Source organism: Flexivirga sp. B27, assembly GCF_052905685.1.
This window is the reverse complement of the sequence record NZ_JBPYUM010000005.1, coordinates 119,484-133,313: the sequence shown is the minus strand read 5'-3', so window position 1 is coordinate 133,313 and position 13,830 is coordinate 119,484. Positions and strand designations below refer to the sequence as shown.

Below are 13,830 nucleotides of genomic sequence, written 5' to 3'. Positions count from 1 at the left end.
GGCTCAGTCGGCGAGCAGCCCTTCGAATGCTATGGCGGTCAACGCATCCGCGATCGTGTCCGGGCTGATCCGCCCGCTGGGCCGCACCCACTCGGTCAACGAGTTGACCATCCCGAAGAGCAGTCGGCTGATCAGGTCCGGCGGTATGTCGGTGCGTATGCCGCCCTCCGCGGCTGCGTCGGTCACCAGTTGTGCGAGTTGGGCGTCCAGCTCCCGCCGGCGTTTGAGAGCGGCCACCTCGGCCGGGCTGTTGCCACGGACCCGCAGCAGCAGGGTCACCGCCGGCAGGTGTGCGATCAGCACGTCGACGCTGCCGCGGATGACCCGACGCAGGCGCTCCAGAGCGGTGGTCGATTGATCCGCCTGTGCCTCCGCGACGGCCGCTGACAGGTTGTCCAGCGCTTCGTCCAGCGCTTGCTGCAGGAGGTGTTCCTTGCTCGGAACATGGTGGTAGAGAGCGGATTTGGTGAACCCGAGGCGACTGGCGAGGTCTCCCATGCTGGTGGCGTCATACCCCTGCAGGTTGAAGAGTTCGATGGCCTCGCGCAGCACGGTGGCCTGGTCCTTGCCAGGTCGTCCGCGGCGGCGCGGGGCGGGCTCTTCGGCTGCAGTCGTCATGTCCCGAGACTTTCACATGCCGCGCAGCACAGTCACCACGGCGAGTCGAAGGCAACGGGGTATGCCTCCAGCGCACCGTCGGTCGACAGCGCCAACACCTGGTCGATCAGCGACTGCGGGCCGGCCAGATAGCTCCAGGGGTCGTCGATCTCGTTGCCGATGAACCATGCTCGATCCTGCGGCCACCACCACATCGGGCCGAGTGGCTCGGTTTCGTCGTCGACGAAGGAGGCGGCTGCCCCGAGGCAGTCGATCGCGGCGAGCGGTCCTTGCATCAGGTAGGCATCTCTGCCGCCCCACCACGGGACCTCCGGGCAGCGTTCCAACACGGCGGTCGTCTCGGCGGTGCGGCGGTCCAACTCCCTCTGAAGCTCCTCGCGGGCCGCGCGGATCTCCGCGGCGGACGGTTCCTCGTCCGCCGGCCAGTAGACCCCGACCGAGCCGCTGTGCAGTCCGCCATGGCCACCCCATAGTCCGAAGAAGCTCTCCCGTGGCGTGTTCGTCGCTGCGGAGAGCAGCGGCATGAGCTGCGCGATGATGCTCCGGTCGAGCACGCCAGGCATGGTGTTGAGGCTGCCGAGATCCTCCTCGTCGATCCACGGACTCGCCTCGCGCGCCAGGAGTGCGGGCAGGGCCACCGCACCGGCCGCGGGACGTATTCGCCGTCGTCGGGCCCGATGTCCTCTGCCAGTTCGTGCATGACCCGCACCACAGCCGGAAAGGCGTCGGGCACGATCAGCGCGGCACCGTCCCTGCCGCGCATCCGCGACAGAGCCCACTCGCCCGCGTCGGCGGGGGCGGGTTGCAGCATCGAGAGCGCCTTCACGGTGACCATGATCCACACTCCATGCCAGCGTTACCAATGGTTTTCAGTCGCTGATGAGCGGTATGACGAGCAACGCCAGGTCGAGTGCGACAACCGAGATCGTGATGATCCAGCAGGCGATCGTCAGGGCCCGCCGATTGACGTTGTCGCCCATCAGTGACGCCGACGAGGTGAGCAGCACCAGCGGTATCAGCGCCAACGGCAGGCCGAGCGCCAGCGCGACCTGTGACCACACCAGCAGGTCGACCGCCGGGATCTGCAGGGCCAGCAACACGACGGCGGGTGTCACCACGACGACCCGCCGGACGAGCATCGGCACGCGCCGGCGCAGCAGCCCGGCCATGACGACCTCGCCGGACCGGATGCCGACCGCGGTGGACGTCACGCCGCTCACCAGCAGCGCGACGATGAAGCCGACCCGTGCGCCGTCGCCGACCCGGTCACCGAGAGCGTGCGCGAGGGCGCCGAAGTCCTCGTCGTGATGCCCGCGCAGCGCGGTCGCGCCCAGGACCAGCATGGACACGTTGATCGTGCCGGCGAGCAGCATCGCGAGCGTGACGTCGAGCCGGTTGTCGCGCAGTCGTCGCCGGATCCCGCCCAGCTGGCTGGTCGTCAACGCCGAGTGCAGATAGATCGCGTGCGGCATGACCGTCGCGCCCACGATCCCGGTCGCGAGCAGGACCATCTGCTGGTCGTGCAGTTGCGGACGTATGTCGAGCCCGGCCGGCGCCGGGCCGAGGAGCACGCCGAGCACGAAACCCGCTCCGATGACTGCCAACCCGAGCACCATGACGATCTGGAAGGAGCGCTCGCCGACCCGGTCGCGGAGCACCATCAGTGCGCCTCCGGCGACCGCGGTGACGATCGCGCCGCACCACATCGGAATACCGAGCAGCAGGTGGAGGGCGATCGACGCCCCGACCACCTCGGCGAGGTCGGTGGCGACGGCGACACCTTCGGCCTGCAACCAATACAGCGTGCGCGACGGTCTGCTCAGCCGGGTGCTGAGCACCAGTGCCATCGACTTCCCGGTGACCGCACCGAGTTTCGCCGACAGGTATTGCACAGGACCGGCCGCGGCGACCGCGAGCAGGACGACCCACAGCAGCCCGAAGCCGTAGCGCGAGCCGGCAGTCGTGTTGGTGGCGATGTTGCCCGGGTCGACATACGCGATGGCGGCGACGAACGCCGGGCCGAGCCGCAACAGCCGTGCGCCGGGTCCGTCCGCACGGCGCAGCGCGCGGGGCGACTGCTCCGCGCGCTGCGTCGAACGATCCGTCACCACTCGCACAACTATGAACCCGCTTGCGCGTCCACCTCGTAGCTGGTGTTGATCGACTCGAAGAAGTTGACCAACTCCAGCGTGTCGTTCGCGGTGGCCATCCACTTCGCCGGGTTGCTCACGCCCCAGTGCGGTCCGAAGCCGAGCTCATCGAGGCGTCGGTCGGCCAGGTAGCGCACGTAGGTGTTGATGTAGTCGGCGTTGAGGCCAAGGATGCCGCGGGGGAGCAGGTCGCGGTTGTACTGCTCCTCCATCTCGACCGCGTCGAAGATCATCTGCTGGATCTCGTCGGCGAACTCCTGGGTCTGCAGGTCGGGGTTCTCCTCGAGCACGGTGAGGATGAGGTTCATCCCGAATTTCAGGTGCAGCGACTCGTCGCGCACGATCCAGTCGATCAGCGATCCGAAGTTGCGCAGCAGGTTCCGCTGCCGGAAGCTCAGCGCGACCATGAAGCCGCTGTAGAACCAGATCCCTTCCAGCACAACGTTGTACGCGACCAGGTTGCGGACGAAGTCGCGCTTGCCCTCGGTGGTGGTGATGTCGAGGGTCTGCTCGGCCATCCGCTGGATGTAGCGGACCTCGAACTCCTCCTTGGCGGCCATCGACGGTATGTCGACGTGCGCGGCATACGCCTCGGCACGGTCGATCGGGAACGTCTCGAGGACGTATTCGAACGCCATGCAGTGGTTGGCCTCCTCCCACATCTGCTTCGCCAGGTAGAGGTGCGCCTCCGCCGACCCGACATAGGGGTAGACGCCGAACGCGAGGGCCTTGTTGACAAGCAGTTCGTTGGGGTTGAAGTAGCTCATCAGGAAGGTGACCGCGTGGCGTTCCTCGTCGGTCATCCGCTCGAAGTCGGCCAGGTCCTCGCCGAGCTGGATCTCGTGCGGGAACCAGGTGTTGGCGACCGCCTGGTTGTAGAGGTCGTAGGCCCACTGGTAGCGGATCGGTTTCAGCAGCAGTGCGTCGTCGATGCCCGCGCCGAGGATCGAGCTCTTGGTGGTTGCAGTGGACTCAGTGCTGGATGTCATTGGCACGCCTCGCAGTTCAACAGTTCCTGGGGATCGGTGGGGCAGGTGAAGCCTTCTTCGAATTCGGCCTCTTGAGCTGGCTGAGGAGCTGCGGCCTCCACTTGAGCTGGCTGAGGAGCGGGGGAGCTGAGCGGAGGAGCGTCTCGAAGCCCGCTCTCATCCGCAACGACAGGCGCAGCTGCGGCACGTCGAGCAAACCCGAATCCGCTTCCGGCCCGGCCGCTTTCGGCGGCCTTGTTCACCTTGACGGTGGACTGCTCGGCCCGGTGCCGTGGCTTGACGTGCAGGTAGTAGGTCGTCTTGACACCCTTGCGCCAGGCATCGACATACAGGTCGTTCATGCCGCCGATGTCGCGCGACTCGAGGTAGATGTTGCGGCTGATCGCCTGGTCGATCCACTTCTGCGCGCGGGACGCCACGGTGAGGTATGCCGTGGGCGGTAGCTGGAACGACGTCTGGAAGATCTCGAGCAGGTCGTCCGGGACGTCCGGGACTGCGGACAAGTCACCGCGGGAGCGCAGCAGGTCCTCGCGCATCGGATCCCAGAGGCCGCGCTCCTGCAGCGCAGCGACCAGGTTGCGATTGACCTCCAGGAACTTGCCCGAGGACGTCGTCCGTGAGAACAGCTGGGAGAACTGTGGATCCAGGCCCGGTGTCGTCCCGGCGACGAGCCCGATGGACGCGGTCGGCGCGATGGCCATCAGCGTTGCGTTGCGCACACCGTCCTTGACCCGATCGCGCAGCGCGTCCCAGTCCATGCGGGTCGTGCGCGGCACGTCGACCTCGACGCCGCGGCGCTGCTGCAGCACCTCGAGGGTGTCGATCGGGACCATGCCACGGGACCAGCCGGAGCCGGCGAAGTTCGGGTAGGCGCCGCGCTCCTGAGCCAGATCGCAGGACGCGTCGATGGCGTGCCAGCTGATGAACTCAGCCAACTTGTCGATCAGGTCCGCAGCTTCCTCGGAGGCGTAGGACAGACCGAGCTTCTCCACGACATCGGTGAATCCCATGAATCCCAGGCCGATTGCGCGGTTCTGGTCGTTGGAGTGCTCCGACTCGGGCACCGAGGAACGGGTGATGTCGATCAGGTTGTCGAGCTGGCGCACCGCGAAGCGTGCCGACTCGGCCAGCCGGTCCCAGTCCCAGTTGCCCTCGTCATCGAGGTGCCGGGAGAGGTTGATCGACGCGAGGTTGCAGACGGACACGTTGTCGCGGTCCTGCGGCAGGGTGATCTCGGTGCACAGGTTCGACAGGTGGATCGTGCCGGTGTTGTCGTTGAGGGCGCGCTGGTTGATCGTGTCCTTCCAGGTCAGCCAGGGGTGCGACGTCGTCTGCAACGAGACGAGGATCGACTTCCACTGCGCGCGAGCACGAATCTTCTTGAAGGAGCGCAGCTTCCCGGACTCGGCCTGGGCGATGTACTCGGCATACCGCCGGGAGAAGTCGTCACCGACCAGCTCGACCAGGTCCGGTGTCTCGAGCGGGTCGAAGAGATACCAGTCGTCGTCGGCGACGACCCGCTTCATGAACTCGTCGGACAACCAGACCGCGATGTTGGCGGTGCGGGTGCGGCGGTAGGGGTCGCCGGCGTTCTGCCGCAGGTCGAGGAACTGCGGGAAGTCCAGGTGCCAGTTCTCCATGTAGAAGCAGAGCGCACCGAACTTCTTCCCGCCGCGGGAGACGGCGCGCAGGATGGAGTCGATGGTGTGCATGAAGGGGATCGGCCCGGTGGAGGCGGTGTTGTTGCTGCGGATCGGGCTACCCTCGGAGCGCAGCTTGGACACCGAAAGGCCAATACCTCCAGTGCCTTTGGTCAGCCACATGACGTCACGCATCGACTTCGCGATGTGCTCGATGTCGTCGTCCATCTGCATCACGAAGCAGTTGGACAGCTGGGGAGTGATGGTGCCGGCATTGACCAGAGTCGAGCCCGCGGCGAGGTAGTCCAGCGACGCCATCTTGCGGTAGAAACCGATCGCAGCCTGCGTCGGATCCTTCTCGTTCACCGACATACCCATCGCGACGCGCATCCAGAAGTATGCCGGGACCTCGAGCGGACGACGGTTGGAATCCGTTGCCATGTAACGGTTCTTGAGGGTGATGATGCCGATGTAGCGCAGCCCGTCGTCCAGCCGGTGGTCCAGCGCGGCGGCCAACTGCTCGAGGTTGAAGGCCGACGCGAGCCGCGGGTCGAAGAGGCCGTCCTCAACCGCCTCGCGGACATAGCCGGGGAAGCGGGCCTGGTGCAGCAGCGCGAGCTCGGACTGGGTCTCGAAGTCGCCGAGCACCTTCTTGTAGATGGTCTTCAGCAGCAGCTGGGACGCGATGACGTCGAAGTCCGGGTCGTCCTTGCCGTTCTGGACCGCGACGGAGATGGCAGCCTCGTCGAGCTGCTCGGTGGTGATGCCGTCGAAGAGCGTGATCGCCAGCTCCGAGGCGATCTGCATGGTCATCGACATGGCGTTCGGCAAGCCGGCCGCGGCTCGCTCGATCGCTCGGTTGATGCGGTCTGCGTCATACGGCTCACGAGTGCCGTCGCGCTTGGTGACATGAATGGCCACGTGCGGTGTCTCCCGTCTGTCCTCGCAGTGGCCGGCGAGGGGACGGCGAGCGGGCAGCACCGGCACATGAGCCGACTGCTCGTTCGTCAGCCCTTCCCGCGCGGGCTGCGCTCGGACCCGTCCACGGGTGCGTGGGCGGGGCAGTGGCAGGTCTTCGGACTCGTGACTCCGTGCGCCGGTGCGCACACCTACTGGTCGTCGCTTCCCAGGCTCGTGCCCAGTGCGTTGACGATGTTCGTCCTCACTCACCGCTGCGGGGGCAGTGCCGGAATTTCACCGGCTTCCCTCTTTCCTCGGGCACCGTGGATCTCCGCTGGAAGCGGTGATCGTGGTGCTCGAACCAGCTGCGTGCATCACATTATCTAGTGGTGGCTGCTTTGCCAAGCCCCAACATGATGTAGTTGCATGCGCGTAGTTTCAGCGATGTCAAATCGGCGGAATGGCGCCACTTGTTGAAGAATTACATACGAAATCTAGACGTGAAAATGGTTTCCGTGCGGGTGCGGCCGCCCGTAGCGTGCTGCCACGGGCGCCGTCGACAAGTCGCCGCGGGCGTGCTGCGGTCGGCCCGTAAGGAGCGATGACTCGTGCGAATTCGTGCTCGGAACCTCATTGTCACGTCCATCGGTGGTGGCGCTCTCGCCCTCGCTTCGATCGGGTTCGCGGCGCCGGCTGCGCACGCCGAGACGACGCACGGCTGCCCGTCCGGCTACGTGTGCATCTACCCCGACGCGTCGTGGAACAACGACTCACCTTCGTTGAAGTTCTATGACTACGGGGCGCAGAACCTTTCGGGGCAGTACGGCAGCCATCGGGTCTTCAACAACCAGACCGATGGTGCGGTCGTCCAGCTCTGCACGGCATACAACGGTGGCGGTTGCGGCACGGCCCGCGAGCCGGGTTGGTATGCCGACGTCGACCTCACGCCGATCAACTCGGTCCTGCTGGCGAAGACGGCCCAGACGAACAACCAGCAGGCGGCATACAACTTCCTGGTCTCGATCGGTTACACCAGCAAGCAGGCGTCCGGCGTCGTCGGCAACCTGATGCAGGAGTCCGGACCGAGCGTCAATCCGAACGCGACGCAGTCCGGTGGCCCGGGTCGTGGCATCGCGCAGTGGAGCGTCGGCGGTCGCTGGGACACCTACGCCAACGACAACGTGGTCTGGTACGCGAACAAGCTCGGTATGTCGCCCTGGTCCCTCGAGCTGCAGCTGCGCTTCATCCAGTACGAGCTCGACACCTACAGCTACTACGGCAAGGGCCCGTTGGTCGCGTCGACCACGATCCACGACGGCACCGTCGCGTTCCAGGACTACTTCGAGGGCTGCGGCGACTGCAACACTCCACAGCGCGAGGCCTACGCCAACCAGGTCTTCGACGCCTACGGCAGCTGAGTTGGGGAAGCTGGTCGAGTGCCGGAGGAGCGAAGCGGGGGAGGTGTATCGAGACCGGCTTGGTGCGTCGCGGGTCTCGATACGCGGCTCGGTCCTCGCCGCTACTCGACCAGCTTGAGGAAGGTGGTCGAGTGCCGGAGGAGCGAAGCGGGGGAGGTGTATCGAGACCTGCTTGGTGCGTCGCGGGTCTCGATACGCGGCTCGTTCCTCGCCGCTACTCGACCAGCTTGAGGAAGGTGGTCGAGTGCCGGAGGAGCGAAGCGGGGGAGGTGTATCGAGACCGGCTTGGTGCGTCGCGGGTCTCGATACGCGGCTCGGTCCTCGCCGCTACTCGACCAGCTTGAGGAAGGTGGTCGAGTGCCGGAGGAGCGAAGCGGGGGAGGTGTATCGAGACCTGCTTGGTGCGGCGCGGGTCTCGATACGCGGCTCGTTCCTCGCCGCTACTCGACCAGCTTGAGGAAGGTGGTCGAGTGCCGGAGGAGCGAAGCGGGGGAGGTGTATCGAGACCTGCTTGGTGCGTCGCGGGTCTCGATACGCGGCTCGGTCCTCGCCGCTACTCGACCAGCTTGAGGAAGGTGGTCGAGTGCCGGAGGAGCGAAGCGGGGGAGGTGTATCGAGACCTCCATCCCCATCCCGGGGCAACATCGTCCGTCGTCCACAGTCGGGCCAACCCTGTTCGGGTGTCGACCTACCGCTGCGCAAGCTGAGGACATGGCATGGACCTACATCCTCCGGTGCGGTGACGGCTCCTACTACGTCGGCAGCGCCCGCAACCTCGAGCACCGTATGACGCAGCACTACACGGGGCTCGGCTCGGCATACACGCGCGGACGTATGCCGGTGACGCTCGTGTGGGCGCAGGAGTTCGCCGACATCGGGGACGCGTATGCCTTCGAGAAGAAGATCCAAGGGTGGAGCCGGGCGAAGCGGGAGGCGTTGATCGCAGGGGAGTTCGACCGTCTCCCGGCGCTCTCGAAGAAGCGCAGCTGGGAGCGCGAGCAGCGCGACTAGCAAGTGTGGGTCTCGATACGCGGCTCGTTCCTCGCCGCTACTCGACCAGCTTGGGTGTTTGGGTATCGATATTCGACCATGAAAAGGCGAAGAGCGAGTGACGAGAATCGAACTCGCGTATTCAGCTTGGGAAGCTGATGTTCTACCATTGAACTACACTCGCGTGCCGCGAATCGCGCGCTGCCGACCGCGCCGGCAGCCCTCGATCTCGGACCGGCAGGAGTCTAACCCACGCACAGTGCCAGCGCGGCAACCGGCCGCCGGGTAGCGTGACCTCCGTGCTGCTCTCCGACCGCGATATCCGCGCCCAGATCGACGCCGGGCGCGTGCGCCTCGACCCCTACGACGAGTCGATGATCCAGCCGTCGAGCATCGACTTCCGGCTGGACCGCTACTTCCGGCTCTTCGACAACCACAAATACCCCTACATCGACCCGTCGGCGGAGCAGGACGAGCTGACCCGGCTGATCGAGACCGACCCTGGTGAGTCCTTCGTGCTGCACCCGGGTGAGTTCGTGCTCGGCTCGACATACGAGCAGGTGACGCTGCCCGACGACGTCGCCGCGCGCGTCGAGGGCAAGTCCAGCCTGGGCCGCCTCGGGCTGCTGACCCACGCGACCGCCGGCTTCGTCGACCCGGGTTTCTCCGGACACGTGACGCTCGAGCTGTCCAATGTCGCGACCCTGCCGATCAAGCTGTGGCCGGGCATGAAGATCGGCCAGCTGTGCTTCTTCCAGCTCAGCAGCCCGGCCGAAAGCCCTTATGGCAGTAAGAAGTCCGGCTCGCACTACCAGGGGCAGCGCGGGCCGACGGCGAGTCGCTCCTACGACAACTTCCACCGCTCGCAGGTATGACGCCCGGGCGCTTCGAGGTCGGGCCGGCGCACGACGGCGCGTATCCCTTCCTCACTCTCCCGGACGGACGCTCCCACCCGGAGGCTGTCGCGCTGCTGTTGCACGGTGGCGCCGAGCACGGTTTCGGGCGGACGACCAAGCTGAGCCCGCCGGTGCTGCGGATGGTCGCTGTCGCCCGCAGCATCGAGCGCGCGGCAGGCGGCCGCATCGCCACCGCACTGTTGCGCGATGCGGTGCGCGGCTACAACGACGAAGCGCGTTCGCCGGTCCATGATGCGCGGTGGGCCCTCACACGGTTGCGCTCGCTCTACCCGGATACCCCGATCGCGCTCGTCGGGCACTCGATGGGCGGCCGGGTCGCGCTCGAGCTCGCGGGGGAGGACGGCGTCGTCAGCATCGTCGGCATGGCCCCCTGGATCCCGAGCCAGTATGCCGCCGAGCCGTTTCTCGACCGGCACACCTTGATCCTGCACGGCCGCAAGGACGTCATCACCGATCCGCGCAAGAGCGCACGCCAGGTCGAACTGATCAGCCGAGTGGGCGGTGACGCCCGCAGCGTGCAGTTGATGGACTCGCACGCGATGCTGCTGAAGGCTCGGCTGTGGCATCGGCATACGACCGACTTCCTGGAGCAGACACTGCTGCACTGAAGTTTGCGGCGCCTCAGGGGCGACGCGTGTCGGTGGCCTGCACTACGTTGGGGGACCATGATCCGCTTCGAGCAGGTGGTCAAACAGTATGCCGACGGCGCGACGGCCGTCGACAACCTCTCCTTCGAGGCCCCGACCGGCCAGATCACCGTCCTGGTGGGCCCGTCGGGGTGTGGCAAGACGACGTCGCTGCGGATGATCAATCGGATGATCGAGCCGACCAGCGGGCAGATCCTCATCGACGACGAGGACGTCCAGTCGGTCAATGCGGCCAAGCTGCGGCGCGGCATCGGTTATGTCATCCAGCATGCGGGGCTCTTCCCGCACCGCAAGGTGGTCGACAACGTCGCCACGGTGCCGCTGCTGCTCGGTGAGTCCAAGGCCGCGGCACGCAAGCGTGCCCGAGAAGTCCTCGAACTCGTCGGACTGCCAGGCGATTTCGCCGATCGCTATCCGTCGCAGCTGTCCGGAGGTCAGCAGCAGCGGGTCGGTGTCGCACGGGCGCTCGCCGCGGATCCACCCGTCATGTTGATGGACGAGCCGTTCAGCGCGGTCGACCCGGTGGTGCGTGACCAACTGCAGGACGAGTTCCTGCGCCTGCAGCGCGAGATCGGCAAGACGATCGTCTTCGTCACGCACGACATCGACGAAGCCATGAAGCTCGGCGACCAGGTCGCGGTGATGCGAGTGGGCGGCAAGCTCGCCCAGATCGCCGAGCCGTCCTACCTGCTGGCGCACCCGATCGACGACTTCGTCGCCGATTTCGTCGGCCGCGACCGCGGCTACCGCGCACTGGCCTTCGCGCAGGCGCCGGACCTGCCGCTGGCGAAGGAGCCGACCGTCGACCTCGGGGCGAGTGTCGACGAAGCCCGCCGGGCGACCGATGGCCGCTGGTTGCTGGTGCTCGACGACGGGCGGCCGCAGGGCTGGATCGAGCCCGAGCGCATCACCGCGCCGATCGAAGCCTCCATGCTGCACCGCGGCGGCACCGTCGCCGCAGCCGACGGGCCGTTGCGCGCCGCTCTCGACGCAGCGTTGTCCTCGCCGAGTCGGCGCGGGGTCATCGTCGATGCCGACGGGCAGTTGCTGGGCACGGTCCGCGCGCATCAGGTGCTGTCGGCGATCGAGGAGGTCGATCGTCCCGAGGTGCACGAGGAGGACATCGCCCCGGCCTCGCAGACGGTTTCGGGTGAGACGCCGTGACGTCGGTCGATCTGAGTTACGTGTCCGACAACTGGTCGGACATCCTGCACCGCGCCTGGCAGCACGCGCTGCTTGCCGGCATCCCGCTGCTCGTCGGCTTGGTGATCGCGATCCCGCTCGGCTGGTGGGCGCGCCGCTCGGTCACCGCCCGCCCGGTGCTGCTGGGCGGGTCCGGCCTGCTCTACACCATCCCGTCGCTCGCGCTCTTCGTCGTCATGCCGGTGATCCTGGGCACCAAGATCCTCAGTCCGCTCAACGTCATCGTCGCGATGGCGCTCTACACCCTCGCGCTGTTGGTGCGCACCGTCGCCGACGGGTTGAGCGCTGTCCCTGAAGATGTCGCACAAGCAGCAACGGCAATGGGTTTCAGTCCGCTCAGACGCTTCTTCTCCGTCGACCTGCCGCTGGCCGTTCCGGTCATCGCCGGCGGCCTGCGGGTGGCCGCGGTGAGCAATGTGTCGATCGTCAGCGTTGCGTCGTTGCTCGGGGTCAGCCAGCTGGGCTACTACCTGACCAATGGCTACCAACGCAGCTACTGGATCGAGGTCTGGGTCGGCGTGATCGGCTGTCTCGTGCTGGCGCTGATCTTCGACGTCGTGATACAGCTGCTCGCCAGGGCACTGACGCCGTGGCTGCGCGCGAGGGCTGCCGCATGATCATCTCGCAGACCTGGCAGTGGCTGATCGACGGCTCGCACTGGACCGGCGCCAACGGCATCCTGCACCGCATCGAGGAGCACGTCCTCTACACGATCATCACGCTGCTGATCGCATCCCTGATCGCGCTCCCACTCGGCGCGTGGATCGCGCACTCCGGCCGCGGCGGGTGGCTGGTCAGCATCGCCAACGCGTTGCGCGCCATACCGAGCCTGGGCCTGCTGTGCGTCATCGGCATGTGGGCCTCGGGGCGGGTCAGCGGTGACCTCGCCCTCACTGGTCCGAGCATCGTCGTGCTCGTCGTGCTCGCGATCCCGCCGCTGCTCGCCGGTGCACATTCCGGTGTCTCCGAAGTCGATCCGGCCGCCCGCGACGCCGCCAAGGGCATGGGTATGACGGGCGCACAGGTCTTCGGCAAGGTCGAGCTGCCGTGCGCCCTGCCGCTGATCTTCTCCGGGCTGCGCAGCGCCTGCCTGCAGGTGATTGCCACCGCGACGATCGCGGCGTTCCTCGGCATCGGCGGCCTCGGCCGATACCTGCTGGACGGTCAGGCGAGCGGCGAATACCAAGTGATGATCGGCGGATCCGTGCTGGTGGCACTGCTCGCACTGGTCATCGACCTGCTCTTCGGGCTGGTCCAGCGCTACGCCGTGTCGCCCGGCCTGAGCGGCCGCCGCACCCGTGGCCGCTCCGGCGGCCGCGCCACCGGCAACCTCGACCCGTCCGTCGTCACCGACCCGGAAGAAGCGACAGCGTCATGAATTTTCGTAGGTCGACCGCCGTCCTCGTCGCGGCAGCGTTCACGGTGCCGTCCCTCGCGGCCTGTGGGTTGTCGGGTGATGCACTGGAGTCCGGCGGCGGCGGATCGTGCTCCACCGACAAGCCCAAGGCCGGCACCGTCACCATCGGATCGGCCAACTTCCCCGAGTCGCAGCTGCTCGCTGACATCTACTCGGAAGCGTTGCGCGCCAAGGGGATCAAGACCAAGACCACCGACCCGATCGGCGCTCGCGAGGCCTACCTCAAGGCCCTGGACGACGGGTCCATCCAGCTGGTCCCCGAATACACCGGCTCCCTGCTGACCTACCTGGACCAGAAGGCCACCCAGAAGCTGCCCGACGAGGTCTATGCCGCCCTGCTGACCACCATCCCGTGCAGCCAGCTGGCGCTCGACCCGTCCGCGGCCCAGGACAGCAATGCCATGGTCGTCACCAAGAAGACCGCCGACAAGTGGCATCTGCAGACCGTGAGCGACCTGGCCAAGCACGCCAGCGAGATCAAGATCGCCGCACCGCCGGAGTTCCGCGGCCGGGATCAGGGGCTGGTCGGGCTGAAGAAGATCTACCACCTCACCCCCAAGAGCTTCCTGCCGCTGTCGGCGACACCGGCCATCGTGTCTGCGTTGAAGAACAACCAGGCGCAGGCCGCCAACATCTTCTCCACCGACCCGTCGATCAAGCAGAACAACTTCGTGGTCCTACGCGATGACAAGCATCTCTTCGGCTCCGACAACGTCGTGCCACTCATCGCCCGGTCGGCCGCCACGCCGAAGGTGCAGGTCACCCTCAACGCCGTGTCCGCCAAGCTCACCACCGACAATCTGGGCAGCATGGTCAAGCAGGTGGTCGTCGACAAGAAGGACCCGAAGGCAGTGGCCAAGGCGTTCGTCAAACAGCACCTGAGCTGAACTCGTCGAATCAATCGCAGGACGAATGAGTGAGCACTCACTCATTCGTGTTAC

At 66.5% G+C, this 13,830-nt stretch carries 13 protein-coding genes, 1 tRNA gene and 1 riboswitch; of the genes, 8 read left to right on the top strand and 6 right to left on the bottom strand.

The features are described from left to right. Positions 1–3 precede the first annotated feature (3 nt). From ACSZL9_RS17415 to ACSZL9_RS17395, 5 genes are all read right to left on the bottom strand, one after another. Entirely contained in the window at positions 4–618 is a 615-nt protein-coding gene (locus ACSZL9_RS17415; protein WP_446666783.1) for a TetR/AcrR family transcriptional regulator, read from the bottom strand. Between the two features lie 32 nt (positions 619–650). After that, positions 651–1,256, bottom strand: a complete 606-nt coding sequence (locus ACSZL9_RS17410) for a hypothetical protein (RefSeq protein WP_446666782.1) — start codon at positions 1,254–1,256, stop codon at positions 651–653. Between the two features lie 231 nt (positions 1,257–1,487). Beyond that, positions 1,488–2,726, bottom strand: coding sequence for an Nramp family divalent metal transporter (locus tag ACSZL9_RS17405; protein ID WP_446666781.1), 1,239 nt, complete (start codon positions 2,724–2,726; stop codon positions 1,488–1,490). Between the two features lie 11 nt (positions 2,727–2,737). Then, complete coding sequence (locus tag ACSZL9_RS17400) at positions 2,738–3,757, bottom strand: ribonucleotide-diphosphate reductase subunit beta (RefSeq protein ID WP_446666780.1); 1,020 nt, start codon at positions 3,755–3,757, stop codon at positions 2,738–2,740. Next, on the bottom strand, positions 3,754–6,318 hold the full coding sequence (locus ACSZL9_RS17395) for a ribonucleoside-diphosphate reductase subunit alpha (protein WP_446666779.1): 2,565 nt from the start codon (positions 6,316–6,318) through the stop codon (positions 3,754–3,756). Before ACSZL9_RS17395 ends, ACSZL9_RS17400 begins: the two co-directional genes overlap by 4 nt. Positions 6,319–6,446: 128 nt before the next feature. Then, a riboswitch (cobalamin riboswitch) is annotated at positions 6,447–6,645 on the bottom strand. A gap of 260 nt (positions 6,646–6,905) precedes the next feature. Here ACSZL9_RS17395 and ACSZL9_RS17390 point away from each other — a divergent pair. Then, positions 6,906–7,715, top strand: a complete 810-nt coding sequence (locus ACSZL9_RS17390; protein WP_446666778.1) for a phage tail tip lysozyme — start codon at positions 6,906–6,908, stop codon at positions 7,713–7,715. 711 nt (positions 7,716–8,426) lie between these two features. After that, positions 8,427–8,726: a GIY-YIG nuclease family protein gene (locus ACSZL9_RS17385; RefSeq protein ID WP_446666777.1), complete on the top strand. Its 300-nt coding sequence runs from the start codon at positions 8,427–8,429 to the stop codon at positions 8,724–8,726. A 92-nt stretch (positions 8,727–8,818) separates the two neighbouring features. Here ACSZL9_RS17385 and ACSZL9_RS17380 read toward each other — a convergent pair. After that, positions 8,819–8,889 (bottom strand) — tRNA-Gly (locus ACSZL9_RS17380). 115 nt (positions 8,890–9,004) lie between these two features. Between ACSZL9_RS17380 and dcd the strand changes: the two genes are divergently transcribed. The 6 genes from dcd to ACSZL9_RS17350 are packed head-to-tail and all read left to right on the top strand — an operon-like array spanning position 9,005 to position 13,776. Continuing rightward, positions 9,005–9,580 carry a dCTP deaminase gene (gene dcd / locus ACSZL9_RS17375; protein WP_446666776.1) on the top strand — a complete coding sequence of 192 codons (576 nt, stop codon included), beginning with the start codon at positions 9,005–9,007 and terminating at the stop codon, positions 9,578–9,580. After that, positions 9,577–10,230 carry an alpha/beta hydrolase gene (locus ACSZL9_RS17370; RefSeq protein ID WP_446666775.1) on the top strand — a complete coding sequence of 218 codons (654 nt, stop codon included), beginning with the start codon at positions 9,577–9,579 and terminating at the stop codon, positions 10,228–10,230. The genes dcd and ACSZL9_RS17370 overlap by 4 nt, the downstream gene beginning before the upstream one ends. A gap of 57 nt (positions 10,231–10,287) precedes the next feature. After that, positions 10,288–11,433, top strand: a complete 1,146-nt coding sequence (locus tag ACSZL9_RS17365) for an ABC transporter ATP-binding protein (protein ID WP_446666774.1) — start codon at positions 10,288–10,290, stop codon at positions 11,431–11,433. An 11-nt stretch (positions 11,434–11,444) separates the two neighbouring features. Beyond that, complete coding sequence (locus ACSZL9_RS17360; protein WP_446666922.1) at positions 11,445–12,089, top strand: ABC transporter permease; 645 nt, start codon at positions 11,445–11,447, stop codon at positions 12,087–12,089. Further along, a complete protein-coding gene (locus ACSZL9_RS17355) occupies positions 12,086–12,850 on the top strand; it encodes an ABC transporter permease (RefSeq protein WP_446666773.1) in 765 nt (254 codons plus the stop codon). The genes ACSZL9_RS17360 and ACSZL9_RS17355 overlap by 4 nt, the downstream gene beginning before the upstream one ends. Further along, on the top strand, positions 12,847–13,776 hold the full coding sequence (locus ACSZL9_RS17350; RefSeq protein ID WP_446666772.1) for an ABC transporter substrate-binding protein: 930 nt from the start codon (positions 12,847–12,849) through the stop codon (positions 13,774–13,776). Before ACSZL9_RS17355 ends, ACSZL9_RS17350 begins: the two co-directional genes overlap by 4 nt. Positions 13,777–13,830: the final 54 nt, after the last annotated feature.